Source organism: Paenibacillus jiangxiensis, from assembly GCF_046098255.1.
Classification (GTDB): Bacteria; Bacillota; Bacilli; order Paenibacillales; family Paenibacillaceae; genus Paenibacillus; species Paenibacillus jiagnxiensis.
This window is the reverse complement of the sequence record NZ_JBJURI010000010.1, coordinates 77285-98529: the sequence shown is the minus strand read 5'-3', so window position 1 is coordinate 98529 and position 21245 is coordinate 77285. Positions and strand designations below refer to the sequence as shown.

General features: G+C 46.1%; 14 protein-coding genes. 3 read left to right on the top strand and 11 right to left on the bottom strand.

The features are described 5' to 3' along the window. Positions 1–8: 8 nt before the first annotated feature. The 7 genes from ACI1P2_RS11930 to ACI1P2_RS11900 form a co-directional block, all read right to left on the bottom strand. Positions 9–1166: a glycoside hydrolase family protein gene (locus tag ACI1P2_RS11930; protein WP_355319993.1), complete on the bottom strand. Its 1158-nt coding sequence runs from the start codon at positions 1164–1166 to the stop codon at positions 9–11. Positions 1167–1215: 49 nt separating this feature from the next. Then, positions 1216–2052: a carbohydrate ABC transporter permease gene (locus tag ACI1P2_RS11925; RefSeq protein ID WP_355319991.1), complete on the bottom strand. Its 837-nt coding sequence runs from the start codon at positions 2050–2052 to the stop codon at positions 1216–1218. Between the two features lies 1 nt (position 2053). Next, entirely contained in the window at positions 2054–2989 is a 936-nt protein-coding gene (locus ACI1P2_RS11920) for a carbohydrate ABC transporter permease (protein WP_355319989.1), read from the bottom strand. Between the two features lie 70 nt (positions 2990–3059). Next, positions 3060–4373: an ABC transporter substrate-binding protein gene (locus ACI1P2_RS11915; RefSeq protein WP_355319987.1), complete on the bottom strand. Its 1314-nt coding sequence runs from the start codon at positions 4371–4373 to the stop codon at positions 3060–3062. Positions 4374–4507: 134 nt separating this feature from the next. Continuing rightward, positions 4508–5299 (bottom strand): aminoglycoside phosphotransferase family protein, encoded by a 792-nt coding sequence (locus tag ACI1P2_RS11910; protein WP_355319985.1) that lies wholly within the window; start codon positions 5297–5299, stop codon positions 4508–4510. A 78-nt stretch (positions 5300–5377) separates the two neighbouring features. Next, complete coding sequence (locus tag ACI1P2_RS11905; protein ID WP_408976208.1) at positions 5378–6958, bottom strand: cache domain-containing sensor histidine kinase; 1581 nt, start codon at positions 6956–6958, stop codon at positions 5378–5380. 191 nt (positions 6959–7149) lie between these two features. Further along, positions 7150–8760, bottom strand: coding sequence for a response regulator (locus tag ACI1P2_RS11900; protein ID WP_355319983.1), 1611 nt, complete (start codon positions 8758–8760; stop codon positions 7150–7152). A 268-nt stretch (positions 8761–9028) separates the two neighbouring features. Here ACI1P2_RS11900 and ACI1P2_RS11895 point away from each other — a divergent pair, with 268 nt between their 5' ends. Next, complete coding sequence (locus ACI1P2_RS11895) at positions 9029–12505, top strand: discoidin domain-containing protein (RefSeq protein ID WP_355319981.1); 3477 nt, start codon at positions 9029–9031, stop codon at positions 12503–12505. Positions 12506–12784: 279 nt separating this feature from the next. Further along, positions 12785–13588 (top strand): acetolactate decarboxylase, encoded by an 804-nt coding sequence (budA, locus tag ACI1P2_RS11890; protein ID WP_355319979.1) that lies wholly within the window; start codon positions 12785–12787, stop codon positions 13586–13588. 138 nt (positions 13589–13726) lie between these two features. Here the strand turns inward: budA and ACI1P2_RS11885 are convergent, their stop codons facing one another. From ACI1P2_RS11885 to ACI1P2_RS11870, 4 genes are all read right to left on the bottom strand, one after another. After that, positions 13727–14932: an MFS transporter gene (locus tag ACI1P2_RS11885; RefSeq protein WP_355319977.1), complete on the bottom strand. Its 1206-nt coding sequence runs from the start codon at positions 14930–14932 to the stop codon at positions 13727–13729. A 63-nt stretch (positions 14933–14995) separates the two neighbouring features. Beyond that, a complete protein-coding gene (locus ACI1P2_RS11880) occupies positions 14996–15595 on the bottom strand; it encodes a TetR/AcrR family transcriptional regulator (protein WP_355319975.1) in 600 nt (199 codons plus the stop codon). Between the two features lie 108 nt (positions 15596–15703). Next, positions 15704–17650 carry a TOMM precursor leader peptide-binding protein gene (locus tag ACI1P2_RS11875; RefSeq protein WP_355319973.1) on the bottom strand — a complete coding sequence of 649 codons (1947 nt, stop codon included), beginning with the start codon at positions 17648–17650 and terminating at the stop codon, positions 15704–15706. After that, positions 17647–19149, bottom strand: coding sequence for a hypothetical protein (locus tag ACI1P2_RS11870; protein WP_355319971.1), 1503 nt, complete (start codon positions 19147–19149; stop codon positions 17647–17649). Before ACI1P2_RS11870 ends, ACI1P2_RS11875 begins: the two co-directional genes overlap by 4 nt. A 571-nt stretch (positions 19150–19720) precedes the next feature. On the opposite strand from ACI1P2_RS11870, the gene ACI1P2_RS11865 reads away from it, so the two are divergent. After that, the gene (locus tag ACI1P2_RS11865) at positions 19721–21238 is read left to right on the top strand and encodes a spore germination protein (RefSeq protein ID WP_355319969.1); all 1518 of its coding nucleotides are present in this window, start codon (positions 19721–19723) and stop codon (positions 21236–21238) included. The last annotated feature ends 7 nt before the right edge of the window (positions 21239–21245 follow it).

Genomic DNA, 21245 nt, shown 5'->3' with positions numbered 1-21245 from the left:
TTCCCCGACTACCAAATATATAAATCATTTCCTTTAAGCTTGAGCATAGCTTCTATGAAAAAATAATCTCCGTAAATGATAGATTGATGGTGGATGCTGGCATGATAGGCGGCAGAGCCGTTCTTAAGAATGCAATCGCAGCCGGTCGTCCAGTCGGTACGTGTCTGATCCAGTGTCTGCAGCAGCTTTATCGCGGCCCCTAGATACAAATCCTTCTCATGCGGCCTCACCGCTTTGGCAATCTCAATCAAACCGCAGGCGGCAATGGCCGCAGCTGTTGAATCCTCGAGAAGCGGCTCCTTCGGCTGCCTGAAATCGACCGGAATAATTCCGTTTTCAGGGATGTTGGCGATAAAATAATGGGCGACCCGTTTTGCCGTATGCAGATATTCTTCCTTCCCTGTATGGTTATAGCTCATCATAAAGCCATATAATGCCCAGCTTTGCCCACGCGTCCAGGAAGAGCCTTTCTCGTATCCTTGTCCCCCATAGGTTTTGACCACTCCGCCTGCAAACGGATCAAATTCAACGATATGGTTGACGGAGCCATCGGGTCTGACAAAAGCGTTCATGGTTGTATCGGCGTGCTTCTCAGCCATCTGCCGGAAACGGAGATCGCCTGTTTCTGCGGAAGCCCAGTACAAGAGCGGGATATTGAGCATGCAGTCAATGATGGCCCAGCCTCTGGTGTCCTCGCCCTCCAGGTCGTTCCAGGCACGGATGAACTCCCCTGCCGGATTGTAGCGGCCTGCGAGCAGATTAGCCGCATGCATCGCCCGTTTGCGGGATTCCGGATTGCCGGTCAGTTTAAAGCTGGCCACACTGGTGGGCAGCCACATGAAGCCTACATCATGATGCAGACCATAATAGTCCTGAAAGCAGGCATCCAGCTTCCGCTCGGAGCTTTCTGCAATCTCCTTGTACTTCGGATTGTCTGTTGCATGATACATCTGCCACATCATTCCGCCCCAGAATCCGTTGGTCCACCAGCTTATTCCATCTGCTTCCGTATTGGAGGGGTTATAGAGCGACCTGTCATCATGTTCCCCGTCGATGGTCGTATACGGAATTTTGTTTTTTGATTTTTCGCTGACCCAGTCCATTTTGGCTGTAATTTTATCCACGATCTGGTCCACCCAAGCGATTTTGCTGTCTAAAGCAAGCATGGATTCACCCCTTCTTTCTTCTCTGAATTGATGGTGGGGATAGCGCTATTTATCCTTTGGTCGCCCCTGACGAAATTCCCTTAACAAAGTATTTTTGCATGAAAATGAATGCAATAAGCACAGGAACAACGGACAAGGCGGTTCCCGCAAAAATCATATCCCATCTCGATGAAAACTCTCCGATATACCGATAAATTTCTACGACCATCGTTTTGGGCTCCCCAGACGGAAGCGTGAGCATCGGCAGCAGAAAATCATTCCAGATGCCCAGCCCGTTCAATACGACCATACTGGCCGTAACCGGTCCGAGCAGCGGAAACACAATTCTCCAGAAAATCGTATACCGGCTGCAGCCGTCAATCTCGGCCGCCTCTTCAATTTCCTTGGGAACCCCTTTGACAAAACTTGTGTAGAGCAAGCATCCAAAACCGACTGCGCCTGCAATATACACAACAACCGGCCCTGCCAGACTGCCATAAAGTCCAAACATTTTAAGCTCTTTAAACAATGGAATCATGTAAGCCTGAAAAGGAATCATCATGCCGGCAAGGAAGTAAAGAAAAACGAAATGAGTCCATTTGGCGTTTCTTCTTTCGATTGCATAACCTGCCATCGGAATAATCAGGATTTGCATGACGATCGAAACGACCGTCAAGATCAGACTATTGATGATCGCCCGCGGGAACTCAGTCTCGGTCAACAAATATTTGAAATTTTCCAGATACAGCGAGGTCGGAAACGACAGCGCATCGCGCATAATCTCACCATTGCTCTTGAAGGCGGACATCAGGTTAAACAGAATCGGGAAAAAGAACATAACCGCCACCAGCAGAGTCACCGCGAACAGGAGCACTTCGCCTATTTTTTTGCGTGCCTGCATGCTCATATCAGTACTGCACCTCCCTTTTCCGGAGAATTTTCACTTGAATAACAGTGATGATCAGGATGATGACAAACAAAACCATCGCAAGCGCTGTTCCAAAGCCCTGTCTTAATTCGCCAAAACCAACCTTATAGATAATATAGGTTAACGTTTCTGTCGCAAAGCCTGGTCCTCCGTCCGTCATGACCGCAATTTGATCGAAAATTTTCAGCGCGCTGATCATGGAGAGCACCATACATACGGTCACGGAGCCTGCAAGCAGCGGAAAGGTAATATAACGGAACTGCTGCCAGCCATTCGCCCCATCGATGCTTGCCGCTTCGGACAGCTCTGCCGGGATTCCCTGCAGCCCTGCCAGATAGATGATCATGTAATAACCCGCGCCTTTCCAGACCGTGGAAAGGATGACGGACAGCATGGCGTAGTTGGGATCCCCCAACCAATCCACAGCCCAGTTTTCGAGTCCGATTGCATTCAGGATTTGATTGACAACGCCAAAATTATAATTCAGGATCATCGCCCATACGAAGCCCATCACAATCCCGCTAAGCAAGGTGGGAAAGTAAAACAGGCTGCGAAATAGATTCTTGAACCACCGTACCCTGTCAACCATCAGGGCCATGGCAATGGCCGCTATGTTTTCCAATATGACCAGACTTACGGTCATGATGAGTGTATTCTTCAGCGCATTATGAACCCTGGGACTGTTCCATATCTCAACAAAGTTGGCGAAGCCGATAAACCGGATATCCTCGCTTATTCCATCCCATGAGGTAAAGCTGAGATATACACTGCCAAGAGTAGGAACAATCACAAACAAGGTATACAGGATTAATGATGGAAGTATAAATACGATGGCAAAAGGATGCTGCTTTTTCTTTTTTTGATGAGCTGTTGCTGTGGCAATACGCTCCCCTGCAGATGATGCGGGTGTTCCCATAGAATGCACTCCTTCCTAAAAAGAGGAACCGCCTGCACTCTGAGCGCGGGTTCCTCCAAAGGTTATATTTTTACATCGAATTCGCCTTCACCTGGTTGTCATATTCCGCGTCCACCTGCTGCATATAAGTCTTGATATCCCCGTCATTCACGACCATCTCCTGCAGCTTTTTGTAAAACCAGTTGCGGAACTGGGGCGGGATCAGGTTCTCTCCCCACCAGTTATTAATGGCCAGGGACTTCGTAACATTCGGGTCGTTCATCAAAGCAAGAGCCGCCTGCATCGCTTCCGCGGTTTCATACGAGACTTTCTCTTTCGTTGACGGAATTCCGTTGATGCTCGCCAGATATTGCGAATATTGCTCAGGCTCGAAGAAGAAACGAATGAATTTTTTAATCGCTTCCGCTTTCTCCGGGTCCTTAGCTGCTTCGGCGGACAAAGACCATCCGGCAGGTGATGGAAGTCCTATAATATTCACTTTGCCCTCGCGGTCAGGCACGGCATAAAAGCCGTATTCAAAGTTCGGATCGGCTTCTTCGATTTGCGAGAACATCCACGTTCCCGAATAAAGTTGAGCAGCTTTGCCTGAGATCAGGAAGGAAACCGTTTGATTATCAGGTGTACTTAGCCAGCCTTTATCCACATAATTTTGGAACAGCTCTTTATAATCCGTCATCGCCTGCACAACATTGGCGTCTGTGAAGCTGACCTCTTTGGCTGTTTTCTTGGAGTTCCAGTCCGGATCCTTCGAGTACACATCATCTATTAGGAACTTGTTCACCCAGAATCCCATATGGAAGATGTCTTTGCCACCAACCACCAGCGGCGTTATACCGGAAGCCTTCAATTTTTCCTGGATGGCGATGAACTCGTCATACGTTTTGGGAAGCTCGTTGATGCCTGCGTCCGCGTATGCTTTTTTACTGTAAATGATGCCTTGCGGCGCATTCATCGATAAGGGCGCATTCCACACTTTGCCTTCTACGGTTGGAGGCGAGTCAAACAAATCCAGCAGGTCTGAAGGCAGCTCAACGATTTTACCCGCATCAGCAAACACTTCCGTATCCCGCATTTCTACAAGATCGGGAAACTCGCCGACCGCATCCTTCGTTTTCAGCCAGTCCAGATAGGAGCTGCTGGAGTTTTCGCTGAGATCCTTGATTTCAATATCCGGATTGGCTTCCATGAATCTCTTAACGGTATCGGCTATCGCTTTTTTCGCCGCCGGATCACCGGCAGCATATCCGATGGTAAAGCTTACTTTGTCCCCTCCAGAATCAACCCCGGTTTCCCCCGCCTCTGTGCTGTTTCCACCGCATGCCCCCAAAATCAAAGCCGTTGTAAGAAATAATGCGGTTAGCCTGAATTTCGCTTTTTTCAGCATATTGTGCCCCCCCTTTAATCTTATAAAAGCTGTTGAAACTGCTGTGCCATGGTAGGTAAGCGTTTTCGTTATCTAGAATAACATTGGCGTTTTTTTGCTTGTATGAACTTTTTTAAGCTGCATATGCGGGGAATTTAAGAAGAAAGTAAATCGTTGATTATTTCCTCTTCATTGTTTTTAAGATACTTAATATCATCCAAGTACAGTTGGAGGTGACCATCTTCAATATTGGATTGAAAATCCTCGTTACCTGCACTCGCTTCCTTGCTCATAAATTCTATTAGGCTTTCCAAACGTTTAATTAATACCTCCACAAAAGACTTTTTACTTTCATCATTTATTCCATATGTATCCAGGAACAATTTTGTTTTCCTTATTTTTTCCGTCAAAGTACTACCATTCGAGTCTGGATTTTCAGGGTTGTTAAATGGAACCCACCGGTAAATTCCATATGCGATATCCCACATTTTCGGCCCAGGATGTAAAGTATCAAAATCAATGATTCCTGCAGCTTCATCATTTTGTACAGTGACATTATAAGGCGCAAAATCACCATGACACATCACCTCAATCGGAAACGTGCACGGCAGCATCCATTGCTCAGTATTTGTTAATTTTGATACGTATTTTTCACTATATTGATGAAATCTTGATAATAAATGAGCAGCAGAAATAAGCATAGAGTCGCTTAATAGCTTTTCAGGCAATGGATAGTTAAAAACTTCCCCTGGCATGAACGATAAGATCTCCTCATTCTGCTCATTAACACCCAAAGGTTTTGGTACAAAAACTGCCCCTTGTTGATGAAGGAAATTTAAAAAATCATGCACATGATGTGTCCATATATTTGCTGGACGCACTACAGACCCATCAATTTTATGAATTTTTCCGGCTCTACCACCGATCAGTTCTTCTTTATGATCCATATTCATACACCTTCCTTGGAAAAGTAATGAACACTTTTTATTTCAATGCAAAGTGTTTTTTTCACCCTTAAACACGGCTCAATCCGGTATAGGAAAGCAGAGCAGCACAGAGGTTCCAATATCCTTCTGACTGCTCACGGACAGGCCATATTTTTCTCCGTACATGGACCGGATTCTCTCATGCACATTTTTTAAACCTATAGACTTGCTTGGGGCGCTGGACTCGTACAAGGTTTCATGGATACGTTCCAGCGTCTCTCTGTCCATTCCCGCACCGTCATCATAAATCGTGATGGCCAGGTCTTTTTCCCGCTTTTCTGCGGTTATCCCAACCGTCCCCTTCTTCTTCAGGCGCAATCCGTGCTGAACCGCATTTTCCACGATGGGCTGCAAACATAATTTCAGGATTGGCCAGTCCATATCCACGTCAGGAGCGATATCACACCTGAGCATATATTTGTTATCATACCGGACTGAAATGATATAGAAATAATCATGCAGATGCTCAAGCTCCCGACGCAGACTTACACGCTCTTCTCCATAATCAATGACATATTTCAATTGATTGGACAAGGAATGAATCATATCCGCGACCTCATTCGCCTCTTTATCCACCGCATTCATTCGGATCACTTCAAGGGTGTTGTACAGATAGTGGGGTCTGATCTGGCTTTTTAGCGCATTCAGCTCCGTTTGCTTCTGCTTGATCTGGGCCACATAAGCTTCATCAATATGCACCCGCAGGCGCTCGACCATCCGGTTAAAACCTTGGGTCAGCCTGCCTATTTCATCGTTGCTGTTGACCGGAAGCATAGTGTCCAGCCTGCCGGACTCCACCACAGCCATTTGCTGAATCAGCTTGCGGATCGGCGCAGCGAGCCGGCGTGAGAACCAGGTGCCCATGACAATCAAAGCCACTGAACAAATGAGAATCGCAATATATACCGTGGCTCGTGCAGAAAAAAGCTGCTCGAACAGTCCTGCTCTATGAATCATCGCGATCAGCTGACCGTCAACAAAAGGAATTTCCTCCCGCAGCACCAGCATCTCGTTATCCTTGCTTCCCGCTAACAATTCATCCTTCGTCCTGTTCCCCTGATTGCTGAAATAAATATGGTCCTGGCCGTCGATCAGAACCAGTTCGTCCTTGTCTCCAAGGCGGAGCTCGTTCAGAAATTGCTGGAACATCGCCGTATCAATGTCGAGAAACAAGGTGCCAACCACCTTGGGTTCCCGGGTCAGCCGTCCTGAGGTATCAATCAGATTGCGTGCAAGCGTAAAAACCTCTCGCTTGGACCCAGTGAAATACGGGTCCTGATGGGTCGGGAAAATGGCCGCCTGCGAAGGTTGACTGCTCATTTTCTCGCTCCATTCCCGAATCGGGAGCTGTTCGCTTCTAAAGCCCCGATTCTCTCGTTCCTGGTAATAGACACGCTGGTCAGCCGCCCGGACAAAATATGCGCCGGTAATATAATTGTCACTAAAAACGATGGTCTTCAGGAAGGAATCGATGGGTGTCGAATTGATCTGCTCCAGCTCATTGACATTGAATGTCTGATTCTGGGTTATATCTTCGGATACTCCCTCGTAACGAACATTGTACATGAGCTTCGAAATATCGTTATACTGCTGGAAGGCTGAATTCAGATTGTAGCTCATATACATGACCATTTGCTGCAGGTTGCTCGTTGTATATCGTTCTACATAACCCGAGAATATTTGTACGGAAAAATAGCTTAAAGCAAAGAGCGGGATAAGACCCACCAAAATAAAAGAAGTGGAAAATTTTACGAATATGCTTTTCGTCCAAAATCTCCAGAAGCGCATAAAGGGAACACCTGCTTCGTTCGTTATGATTGATGACGGCGGATGGATTGCCGGTACTCTTGTGGCACCTTGCCAAACCTTTTCTTGAACATATCGCTGAAATGCCTCACATGGTTATAACCAACACGGTCGGCAATTTCATAGACCATAAGGTCCGATTCGATCAGAAGCTTAAGCGCGTGCCTCATTCGTACCTCTGTGACATAGTTTTTAAAATTTTGACCGGTATGCTTCTTGAAAAAGCTGCTGAAATAGTAGGGATTCATATAGACAAGGGCAGCCATGGATTCCAGTGTGATATTGCTGGCATAATGGTCCTCAATATACGCTTTGGTTTTCGATAACAACGCGCGTTCTTTGCCTGACAGCTTGCTCGCAGGATGCTGCAGCATTTCCGATACGATCTCTTCAACCGTCCGGGCAACATCCGCATAGGAAGGACATGCGGCCAGCTTTTCCAGCAGGGCGCCTTGGTCAGCACGAATGGACTCCATTCCGCCCCAGATTTTCTCAAACTCCTGATTTATAGTCAGAATTGAATTGTAAACTCCTGTTACCGCCAAATTCCGGTTATCCCCGGCTTGAATCCGGATTTGCTCAAGCAGTTGCTGTATCAGCGGCTGCAACTGTTCCTTCTGCCGGGCGGTCAACGCTTTTACCAAATCTGCCTGGAGCTCTGCAATGGATCTATTCTCCGGGTTGTTCCTTGTACACTGATCCTCATACAAAATTACCTGATTCAATCCTGCGAAGTATCTCTTGTTAAGCGCTTTCAGTGCAGAACGGTAAGATTCTGCCGCTTCTTCAATGTCTGGCATGCTTGGTCCTATACCGCATGAAACACTCAGCTTTAAATAATCGTTGATCTTACGGCGGAGATCATTGGCCAGTTGAAGCGGATATTCTCTCTCTTCATGCTGAATAAGAATGGCAAAGCCTGCTTCTTTCTGAATCAGTAATCCGTTGCCCGCATTCTGCACCTGATCCAGTGTCTCTCTAATGATATTGGACAGCGCAAAGTTTACCAGATTTCGTTCCCGTTCCTCCCACCGCGAGCTATTGATATTTTCATCGACTTCAAGCACACATACAGTAGAAAAGCGGCTTACTGCAATGACCCCCATTTGCGAAAGGGTGGTGAGTGTCTTCTTGTCCCCGTCCAGCAGCCCGTTAAGCAGTTGTTCTATTGTAGTGGAGCGATTCTTTTGTTCATAATAATTCAGCATTTCTTTATTCCGCTCGCCGTCGGATTCTTCCCGGATGATGGATGCGGCTTTTTCTGCGATCTTTTCGAGCTGATTTTTATTTATAGGTTTTACCAGGTAATCCAGCGCTCCCAGCTGTATAGCTTGACGGGCATAACCGAATTCCTGAAAGGCGCTGATAAAAATCACCTTGGCATCGTACCCTTGTTCATTCAATTCTGCAATAATATCAATTCCGTTGCCATCCGGCATGCTGATATCGCTGATGATCAGCTGCGGTTCATGTATACGAATCAGATCGCGGAGCTCCCGCCCGTCATTGGCTTCACCCACAATGGTAAATCCAAGCTCTTCCCAGGATATCAGTTTTTTCAGGCCGCGTAATATAACGGGTTCATCGTCTGCAAGCAATAATTTAATGGTTTCCATAGAGTGCCCCCCTCCTGCTTACCCGCAATTATAAACATTGCCTTTATTTGATTAAGATTATAACGACAAACGCTGTATGACAAAACAGGAACCTGTGTCGATCATCCGAGACCTGAAGTTAATCCAAAAAAGAATACATATTTCGCTTAAAAAACCGGCATACCCGCTCTTCCCGATTCTGCTATTGTGTTTCTTGACTATACAGAAAAAGGAGGAGATTTTTCTGAAGCGAACGTACACACTGTACCGAACATTTCTGAGGAGGCGGATGACAGCCGGTTTTATTGCATTCATTTTTGCATTGATGTGCATCCCCTGGCTGTCGGCGTCTGCCTTGGTATCTGCAGAGGAGCTGCCTGCTGTAACCGATACGGTAGAGATTACGGAAACAAGCAGCAACGGATTTCTGCATCCGGGCAGCGGGGTAACCAAGGACATTCTTGAAAACATGCGCGCACAGATCATGGTGAAGCAGGAACCGTGGTATTCGTATTATAAAGCCATGCTTGTTTCATCAACAGCCTCGAAAACGGTCACATCCAGCAATCGGGATGCTACGAATCCAACCAAACCGGCGAGCGATGCGTTTAATAGTCAGGGTTTTAACTCACGCTTTATATCTGATGGATTGAAAGCGTATACACAAGCACTGCTGTATTATATTACGGGTGATGAAACCTATCGGGCTAACGCGATGCATATCATTCGCATTTGGTCCCAGATGGATCCTGCAAAATACGTCTATTTTACTGACGCTCACATCCATACAGGGATTCCGCTGAACCGGATGATAGCGGCGGCAGAAATATTGAGGTATACGAGCTCCCGAACGGATGCCTTGAAGTGGACGGATGAGGATACGGCCAATTTCACCAACCATCTTATTATTCCGGTGACGGAAACGTTTCTTCATGATAACAATCACTTCATGAACCAGCACACCTACCCTCTGCTGGGAGCCATGGCGGGTTATATTTTCACAGACAACAAAGATCGATACAATGAAGCCGTAGAATGGTTTACCGTGAACAAAACGGCGAAGGATCAAGGGATAAACGGTTCGATCAAACAGCTGTTCCGGCTGGTTGATACCAATGCGGTTACGGGAGAAAAGCTGGATAAGCCGGTCGTGCAGCACGTGGAAATGGGAAGAGACCAGGCTCACGGCGCCGGAGACATTACGAATGCAGCGATCATTTCCCGGATGCTTCTTGCCCAGGGCACCAAGGTAGACCCGGTGACAGGCACGATTTCAACCGCTCCGAATGCGGTAGATATTTTTGATTTTCTGGACCACCGTATTCTGACGGCAGCCAACTACTTTTGGCAATACATGCTGGGATACGATACCCCATGGACGCCGGTGGTTTACACCATGGATGAGAACGGCAGCCCCTTGGGCATTTACCGGGTCATATCCGATTTTTACAGAGGCAGAATGAACACCGCCCAGTTTTGGGATATTTACTACTATTATACTTATAGTAAAAGAGTCGATCTCTCAGAGAAGGCGCCATATTTCTATGAAGCGTTCACGAAACGTATTCCGTCCAATTATTATTATCAGGGGAAACTCGCACAAGCTTGGGAAAGCCCGGACGGGGGCGGGGATTTCTGGCTGTACATTCCGCAGGAAGCCGCAGCGGAGGGGACCAAATATCTGCCCAAGGAAATGACAAATGATGCTTTGGTCGACATCGAAGACCGTTACACGGCTCTTGACAGCCATTCGGCAATCAGGCAGGATGGGGCAATTTCGTATGTGGAAATTACGGCGACGAATGAAGGGAGCACCATTGTGCCTTTGAATCTTTCCTTCGGCCAGCGAACCTCCCCCAAGCTTATTGACCTTAAACTCAGGACTAACGGGGCCGCCACCCTTGAGCTTAGTAAAGAAAGGAACTCCATCCCCTTCCATACGGTTACGCTTCCGGATACAAAGGGACAATGGAGATACATCACCTTTGATATGTCCATCAACTCGGTTCCCTACGCACAGATCGATGAAAACTACAGCCTTATGTATATGAAGGTAACGGGCAGCGGCACCAAGGTGGACCTGGATCATTTCTATGTCCAGGCGGGCAGCCAGTTATCCGCCCCTGTATTTAAATCCGGTCCGTCGGCACTGAATCTGTTCGCTTTTGCAGGAGGAACGATCAACACAGATTTTTCAGCCGAGGATTCAAACGCTTCAGACATTGTCACCTATGAAATGGCAGGTGGTCCTGCGGGAGCCGTTTTGGATGGCAATACCGGCGCTTTCACCTGGACTCCCACGCAAACCGGAGCAAGCTCTTTTATCGTTGTGGCCAGTGACGGAACATCTGTATCTACGAAGCATGTGAAGATTGAGGTAGAAGCTGATCGAGCGGCCGCTGTTACCGCCGCCACCACCGGATATCAACCGGGTGAGAGCTATGTGTCGGCTTCTCTTGCGACGTACACAAATGCCTATGACGACGCTATTAAATACATTGAGACGGATACAGATGCAGTGTTTTATGTCCGGTTGCAAACCCTTCATGCGGCAGTCGAAGACCTGGAACTTCTGAACAAAGCTTTCCCCGATGGGAGCCTTGACTTTGTCAAGACGATAGCTACGTCTTCCTTCGGCAATTACCTGCCCAGCATTACGGACGATAATGACAACAGCTATGTCGCTTATGGCTTGGCACCGGATCAATACCATACGCTTGATTTCGGCAGCAGGTTTAAAATTACGGCGCAAGCTTTCGAGATCCAGGGCAGAAGGAGCTTCCCCGAGCGCATCGCCGGTCTTGCCGTTTTTGGCTCAAATGATGGGGACAAATGGACACGGTTGACGGATCAGATGACCGTTCGCAGCGAAGAGAAACAACGGCTCACCGTGAAGGATGAGTATGTAAACACCCCGTTCCGTTTCTTCAAGCTGGCCATCACCGAGCCGCAAAGCACGATGTTCGAGATCAGCGAATTGCGGATCTATGGTCAACGGCATGAAATGTTCAGCAAAATGAGCTCTGTGTCGATCAGCTCGGACCAAAGTCTGAAAAACCGGATTGCAGCGGGCGATATGGTGAAGCTGGATTTTAAAGCGGTCGAACCGATTCGGGATGTGAAGGTATTGATTCAAGGACAGGAAGTTGCTGCTGTTACTGAGGATAATATCCACTGGACAGCACAATGGACCGTCAGCCCCGATGCCAAGGATGGGAAGGTCCGCTTCTCGATCAATTACAAACTGATGTCGGACGGAACGGACGGAGATGAAGTGGTTCTGACGACGGACAGCACCAATCTGTTTATAACGGATGAATCACAGCTAATCCCCAATGTGACGGATATCACCTATCTGATTGATCCCACAACAGCCGGAAACCGAACTCCTGCTGAAACAATGAAACAGGTGGGTTATCTGTTTGACGGGGATCCAAGCACCAATTCCGATTTCCGGCTTGGCAGCAACGGAGCGGGAGGTTTCATTACCTTTGACTTCAAAGCAGATCAGAGGCTTCTTGTTACGAAGGTCGAACTGTTAGCCAGACAGGATCAATATTACGGCAGGATCAAAGGCGCCGTGGTCCAGGGCTCCAACGACAACGAAAACTGGTCGAACCTCACGCCAGGGGCCGCCGCCCTTCAAGAATGGCAAACCTTTAGGGTAAACGATACAACATCATACCGGTATATCCGCATTTACAATTCAGGTTCCTGGTTCGGCAATATGGCCGAATTGAGGCTTCATGGTTCTTTTCAGGATTAAAGATAAGTCAATATCAATCACCCCTCTACTATTTGGTAGAGGGGTATTACTTCTTCCTCTTTTTTACACCAACACTCTAAACAAACAAGAAAAAATTTCCGATAAAGGTAGTGTGCCCCTTATTCTAACCCCTCAATCAAATCATCCCTAACGCCCAATTCCACTTCTTATGATTCGGAGAGCACATGAACGGAAATGCAAAAACAGCATGATAGTTTAATGATAGAATCCCTCGGGAATCTTTCATTTTGCTATAAATACTAACTTGGGAGGTAGCTTATGAAAAAGAAGCTTACTGCATTCTCTGTTTTTCTCCTCACAGCACTGTTGTTTACTTCTGTTGCCTTCGCGGCATCAGGCAGAAACGGGCGCTATCAGGACAAGTTGTTCCAGTACTCCACGATCAATGCGATTATGCAGGGCCAGTATGACGGCGAAATGACCTTGCAGGAACTCAATACGCATGGAAATATGGGGCTGGGAACACTAAATGGTCTCGACGGCGAATTGATTCAATTGGACAACAAATTCTATCAGGTTAACAGCAATGGTCAAGTGAAAGAATTGGATGGGAAAATGAAAACTCCTTTTGCAGTCACTACTAAATTCGATGCGGAGAAGAAAGTGTCTCTTTCCAACGTAAAGGACTTTCAGGATTTCTCCGAGAAGCTCAAAGCGAATTTCGAGAACAAGAATCACTTCTATGCCATCAAAGTACATGGCAAAATCGACTTTATTAAAAATAGATCCGTACCGAAACAGACTCGTCCTTATCCGCCTTTTACGGAGGTTACCCCGCATCAAACCGTCTTCGAGGATCATGATGTGGAAGGCACCATTATCGGCTTCTATACTCCGAATTATGCTTCAACGATTCAAGTTCCGGGGTTTCATATGCATTTTCTTTCGGATGATAGGACGAAGGGCGGTCATATCCTCGACGTGAAGTTTGAGAGCGCGGTAGTTGAAATCCAGCAGCTGTCCGAGTTCGATCTGGTGCTTCCTGACACAGAAGATTTCGCAAATGCGGATCTCACGAAAACGACTGTTGCAGATATCGAAGAAGCTGAAAACGACAAGTAAGACATAGGATAACAGGAGCTGTCCCAAAAGCAACAAAAATCGAAAACCGGACCAGGGCAAGGGGGTCATCCTTGTCCGGTCCGGTTGCTTTTTTCACCCACTTTGGCTTCTCAGCGTGTGCTTCCGACTTGACATATTCTATAAAGTTGTATTGGCCTCCTGCATGCCGCGTTTTTTAAGCGTTAAAAAGAAACAGATCAGAAGGATCATACAAGCAAATGTGTATGGATAATTGATATTCAGATCAAACAGAAACCCGGCTACGATGGGTCCGATGATATTGCCGAGACTCGTAAAGGCCGAGTTAAGACCTGCAACATAACCCTGCTGATCCTTCGCTACCATGGACATTTGCGTACTGATCGCCGGACGTAAAATGTCAATCGCCAAGAAAATAACGAACGTCACGGCAAAAATCAGCCAGAATTTATGAACAAATAACGTCAGCAGAATAAACAGACTCGCAAAGAATAGACACACCGATATGACACGTTTATCGCCAAATCGTTTCAATATCCAGCTGAACGCAGTGGCCTGCACCACTGCGCCGGCTATGGAGCCAAACGTAATAATAAAGGCGATATCTTTAGGCTCAAACCCAAATTTTTGATCGACGAACAATCCGAAGACAGTCTCAAAATTAGCCAATCCGAAAGACATGACAAAAACGATGATCAAGCTTAAAAAATAAGGCTCCCGATAAGCGTATCGCAATTGAGTCAGAAGACCGCCGCTCTGATGCTTCTCCAAAGTTGGAGCCTCGGATGATGCTTCCTCTACCGCCCTGGATTCCGGGAGAATAAAGAAATTGATACAAGCTGCGATGATTGCCGCCGCTGCCGCGGCATAAAAAGGCACCCGGATTCCAAACTCAGCGATATATCCCCCAATACCGGGACCGATAATAAAGCCGGTTGTAATGGCGGCGTTAATATAACCCATTCCTGCAGCCCGTTCCTCTTTTGTTGTGATATCTGCCGCATAAGCCATGACAGCGGGCATGATCATGGCGGCGCTGATTCCTCCCAGCATCCGCGCCATAAACATCACCCAGGTTGAGCTTGTAATCCCGAATAATCCTTCAGAAACGGCAAAAAAGAGCATGCCGATGACAATCATCTTTTTCCTTCCATAAGTATCGGCCAGCCGGCCTGCCAGCGGTGAAAAAAGCAGCTGTGTTAACGAAAAGGCTGCCACGAGCAGACCGACAATGCCGCCCGTAATCCCCATATTCTCCATGAACTTGGGCATAATCGGAATAATAAGCCCGATCCCCGTAAAGACAAGCAAAAGATTGAGCATCAGGATCAGCAGTGCTCCCCGATTTTTTAACAATAACGTCATGTTGTTTCCCCCATAATCACGTCAACACTGAATTTTTATTCTAGATAGTAGTGAAAAAAAAGGCTAGCTCCCCGGTTTCGCAATGCCATGTAAAAAAACATCCATCGCTAGTCGGTAAGTCGCCAACGCTTCCTGTTGTTCCATTCCCTGAGCATATTGATTTAAGCCTATCATCAGACTATCCAGGATAATTGCGAGTCCGGTTACATTCGCAGCTTTGAATTCACCGTTATCAATCCCTTTTTGCAGCAGCTGGCGATTGAAGGCAAGGTAACCTTTAACCATTTCGTTCATACGCTCATCAATATCCGGGGTTTTCTCCGAATTGTTGAAAAATTCATCAACAGCTTTGGTCAGCGGATGGTTCAACTGGTCATCAGCCAAATGCTCGGCCATTCCATACAATTTATCGGTCGCTGTCGGGTACAGAGATTCCTTGGTCGCCCAGGTCTCTTCCCACTCCCTGTTCCAATCTTCAATTAATTGGAGAAACAGCCCTTCCTTGCTCTTGAAGTGATAATAAATGTTGCCAGGGCTGCACCCTGTCGCTTTCACGATATCTTCGATGGACGTAGCCTTGTAGCCTTTTTGGACAAAGAGTGCCTTGGCTGCATCAGCGATCCTTTTTTTCGTCTGTTCGGTTTGCTGCTTCTTTTTATTCACACTTGCCCCACCCCTTTTTGGTGCTGATAAAACAAAATCGCTCAAAACACTGAACGCTTATTCAGTATTTTAAGCGATTGATACAAACTTATCAAGTTTTAAATCATGTTACAGAAAAGGATGAGGATGCTTGTTCAACTCTTCGCTTGTTAGCCTCTTTGTCGTATACCCGAGCTCTGCAGGAACACGCAGCACCCGCTCTAATCCCTCCAGTCTGGTCAAATGATAACCAAATGCCATCGGAAGCATACCAGGAATTAATACCTTTACACAGTACAGGCCTTTTACAGAAATCTCCGGTGAAGTTTGATCGACCACAATGATATCAAGATCTATGTCCAGAAACTTCTCCATAAGCGCATATAACTCGTCAACCATATTTGCATATGGTGTAAGAGAGGGGAATTGAGCGACCGAAGATTTCTTTCCTTTATTCTCAAGCAAAAAGGATAAACGTTCTTCGGTTTGAGGCAAACAATACAGGAGGGCATGATCCTCCATGTACTGAACTTGATACGGGTCATTAAACATGTCTAAAATTGCATCCTGCTGGTTTTTGTAATCTGATTCGAGTCTTGGAACAGCACCTGCCAGTTCAAATAAAGCACTTTTAATCGCACGGTGGATATCTACGTGTGCTCCTGCAGAACATATAAGATTGGGCCCCTCCTGTTTTCTGTTTTTGGCAACAGCCCAGACACTGGGAATTCCATGTTCCATAGTAGAGTTATAAAAGAATACGTCATAACCGGCAACATGCCTCATTCGCTCCATCATAAGTTGCAACATGCTGTCTTGGCTTTCGGACAGTTCAAGAAGGGGAAGAGGCAATTGAGCATACCAGGTCATTAAAAATGAATCACGTTCAACAATCTCCAGAATTCCGTGAAAAATAGCTTCTGCCATGCTTCCCCCCAATGCGCATCCGTTTGAAAATTCATGAACAAAACCGGCAGTTCCGCTGTAATAGGCTAACTGCTCAGGCACAAGAATCGGCTTTTTATTTAAAAAGGAATATCCCCATACCCACGGAACAGGAAGGTCAGGATCAAAAGGTTGGTAAGGAAAATCCGGCATGGAGTACTGCTCTTGCGAATAGGTGCCCACCGCAGCTGGAGTTATCGCGTTCTCCCCTAGCTCGCGATAACTGGCCAAAACACTCGTTTTTTTGCCGCGGGGCGATGTGCCGCAAAGTCGTTCCAGCCCTTCGAGAACTGCTACCATTTCACTTGATTTAAAGGACAATGATTTTCCGCCAACGATTTCATCCCCTGATGGAGAAGGGGCTTTCATAGCCACCTCAGCAAAAATGGACGCGGGTATCCTCATTTTCTGATTTAGCACACCTGTTCTTTCATCAAAATAGGTCGTTAATAAATCTCGTTCCAGTTCTGCCTCGGAAATACAGCGATAGGTATGAGAGCCGGCCTTCTGGCTTGCACCGAATACAGGGGCTGCCAATTGGGGAGAATCATCCGGCAATTGCCCGCAGCTTGGGCATGTTGGATCAGGGAGAAAGCGATGTGTGTTGATTTCCATTGTTTTCATATTCATAAGATATAGCTGTCCTTCTAATCCACTGCTTCTTCCTGTCATATATCTGTCGGCCTCTTCCGAAATGAAGCAAGCCATGGGTCTGATTTCACGATCTTGAAGCGGCTCTTCCCGCACAATTTTTCCATGCAGAAGCAAACTAAGCTGGGAGTTCAGGATTTCCTCTCTTTCACGGCCGGCATTTAGAAGCCTGTATTCAGCGCATAACGAGCATCCCGGAATCCCGGGGCGGTTAAGCGGCCCAATGACCCCTTCCTGCTCTGTTATATACCCGGTAATCCAGGCAATGCCCAGTTGCCGAGTTTGTTCCTCCGTCTGGTGCAGTAATTCAGGATCCCAGTCATCTTGCAAAATGAACATAAGTTTAACATCTTGCGTGTCCATTGGCATTTGGGACTGCCGGATTACAGAATAGCATTCTTTTAACTGATCATGTACCAGCTCAGCCAACTTCCCGTCTCCGATAATTAATATTTTATTTCGGGTATGCTGCTCGTTCATTTGCAGACCTCCTTGCTCAGGCGTACTCCGAATACGACAAGTTCCTTCAAAAACGGTTCTACTGCCAAATTGGTGACCAGAACTTGAAATGGATGCAATATAGACAACATGTCTTCAATATCCTGTGCACGGTAACTGGTACCGGCTTCCGGCAGACACATTTGTTTTGTTTGACCCGCAAGAGAAATGGTTTTGAATGAAATGCTGCCCGATCGGCTATGTCCCGTCTGGATATGTCCAAGAGCTTCAGCCAATACACGGCGTAATGCTAAGGTGGGATTTAAATCGATGGCATAATGCCAGGTACCATTTGAACGTACCCAGACAATTGGAATGTGGGGATATAAGTCTTCACTGTATCCTAAAACCAAGTCCTCTGCTAAAGCCCTCAAGGATTCCAGATAATATTTAGTGCTCAGATCATCGATTTTAGACAGGTCAAACGGAACTGCTGCAGGAATAACCCGTTGATACAAACAGTCCAATTCACTTTGCAGCAGGGACTGCAATCCGCGTCCTGCCGCCTCTGAAGCAGTCGTTCCCACACCTGCATAAGTATTTTGCATTTGCTTTGAAAAGAGATGATTGCATAGTCTGGACACATATCCTTCTAATCCTGATAAGCCTGCTTCTCTCCTGGCCTGATTATGATCCATTCCTGCATGAATCATGGTTGGCAGCGTTGTGGAAGGACCATCGGCAAGGGGATCCGCTGTCTGGATACTGCATAAGGAAAGCGGGAGCTGGTCGAAAGAACTTTCTTCAAGAGAATAAAAAACTCCAATCCGTGAAGAGACAAGTCCAGTAAAATAATCTTGTAATTGTTCCTCATTCATACTGCTTTGCTCCTGCTTGAAGGGAATGTGGAGGGAGAACCAGCCGGAAAGCGGAATATGCTGAACTGTCAAAGGATGTTCGAAAAAGGAATGGATTTCCCCGTGGATTGGATCTCCACTCAAGATATAGACACGGTTTTGCAGCTCAGGAATACCGGTTCTCAGATACCGTTCTACGTAACATGATGTTATATGAGACATCATATTTACAATCGTCGGCGCAGGAAAAGAGGACACCCATTTTTGCATATGCAGACGCCGCCAACAGGACTCCCAGCATGCATCGCTTTCTTTTATCGTAGCTGGACCAAGAATTCCGTATTCGTGCGTAAATGTTAAAGGCAGAAGAACTTTTTGCTCCTCTATGCAGCAACTGTAAAATTCATGGTAAAGCTCAAGCTTGTTGTTTGCTGAAGCAAATAAAACAAAATGAAATGGCTGCACTAACTCTCTCCATGTCATTTCATCTTTCTTTATCATCATGATCCTTCCTTCAGACTGCTTCCCCTTCAGCATTTCATTCATTTCTTCATCCAATTCGGTTTGAGATGACGGGCAATCTTCTGTAATTAAGATCGAGAACGATTCGGGAATGGCCTGAAGCAAAGAGGGAATTAAAAACCTTAGAATCGGGCGGTTGCCTGCAACCAATAGTTTCTTCATAACACGCCTCCTTTTTTCACTGGTGGACACCGCTTTAAAAGCAGCTTTTTTGCTTTGCAGCCGACATGCCGTAATTATCATATGGCAAACAAAGTGTATAGGTCTGTGTTAAATGCCTACTTTCGGGAAAACAAAAATCCTCCTGCTAAACAGGAGGTAGTGATGCAACATTCTATGGGGCTCAAAACAGTAAATATCAAAATGTCGAGGGTTTTTTAAGTATTACAGGAAGAAGGTTCTGCTAATAATTACCAACAAAACGAAAAGGACCAGAATCGTTCCGGTGCTTGTGAACGGGCGAACACCGCCACAAGAACAAGATCCTGCAAATGACATCTCAAAGTCACCTCCATCAATGATAGCTCACTTTTAACTCAAAGTGATACCTTATCATATCTAAATCGGTACTGGAGTGCGTGGGTGTTCATACCATAACACGGATAAAACATGAGAATAGGCGCCTTTAGCCATCGATTTCAACCTACCTTAAAAAAGCTTCGAACAGCATGAATGAGTCCAAATTGAGCTGGAAATAATCTAAGCATAGTTTTTACTTCAGGAGGTTAACAGCGTGAACCAGACGAGCTTTTCCAGGACTCGTTCAGAAACGGATATCCAGCCGATTTCACCCGTATTGGAATCTAATTTAAAGTGGATCAAAACGCGTTTTGAAGACTGCGCTGATTTATCCATTTTTCAGTGGCACTTTGGACCAGAGCTCCGGCACACCGCATTTTCCGTTTATTTCGAAACGTTATTCGAGAATAAAACATTAAATTTTATGAAAGCATCGCTTCAGGACCTTGTCCCCCCCGAAGAAAACCCTATAAATTCTGTCACTCCCGAAGATGTAATTCGCTTTTTCAGCAACCATGGTGTTTCTTCACAATATGCCAAGCTTGTAAACGATTTGAAGGAAACCATTGATGATATTGTTACAGGACATCTTGTTATCTTCTTTAATGGCTGGGATCAAGCTTTATCTTACAAAATGGCTTCACTAATCACCAGGCAAGTGACCGAACCGAATGCAGAATCCGTGGTTCATGGACCGCGTGAGAGTACAGTTGAAAATTTGCAAAAGAATATCGGTATGTTACGGCAGCGGCTTAAAACGCCTAATTTTAAATTAGAAAGATATACGCTTGGGGCAGAAACCAAAACTGAAATTAATATCGCTTATTTGATAAATGCAGTTAACTTGGAGGTCTTAGCTGAATTAAAAAAGCGAATTTCCGGAATGAAGCAAGTTAATGTTCTTGATTCCTCTTTTATTGAAGAGTGGATTGAGGATTCGACTTATTCTCCGTTCCCTCAATACCGCTATACAGAACGGCCGGATACTGCTACGGCGGCTTTGTTGGATGGCAAAATCATCATAGTTGTCGAGGGTACAGGTTCGATTTTAATATGTCCGGGACTTTTTACAGAAATGTATCAATCCTCGGAAGATTTTTACCAAAGAAGTATAATGTCCTCTCTAATTCGCCTGATGAGGATCGTTGCATTTTTTATGGCTTTAAGCTTGCCCAGCATGTATATTGCTTTAACGACTTTTCATCCGGAATTGATTCCTACCGTCCTTTTACTTGCCATCATGAATGCGCGCGAAGGGATTCCTTTCCCTGCATTTGTTGAAGCAGCTATCATGGAATTTTTCTTTGAACTTCTTCGGGAAGCCGGAGCGCGATTACCAAGACAGATTGGCGCCACGATAAGTATTGTCGGCGCTCTCGTTATTGGTGAAGCGGCCATATCTGCAGGTATTGCCTCCCCGACGATGGTCGTGGTCGTTGCATTAACCGGAATTGCTTCTTTTGCCATTCCTCAATACAACATGGCTACCGCTTTAAGAATTTTAAAGATTCCGCTCATGATTTTAAGCACAGTCCTGGGCGGATTCGGTCTGATGATAGGTTTTCTCTGGATCTTGCTGCATTTAACGAGTCTCAGATCCCTTGGGCAGCCATATCTAACCCCTTTGGCTCCTCTTCAACCTAAACAATTATTGGATACGCTCATTCGTGCGCCGTTAAAAATTTTACTGCGTTCACCGCGCAGCAAGCTGATATACGGATCTAAAAAATAAAAGGCAA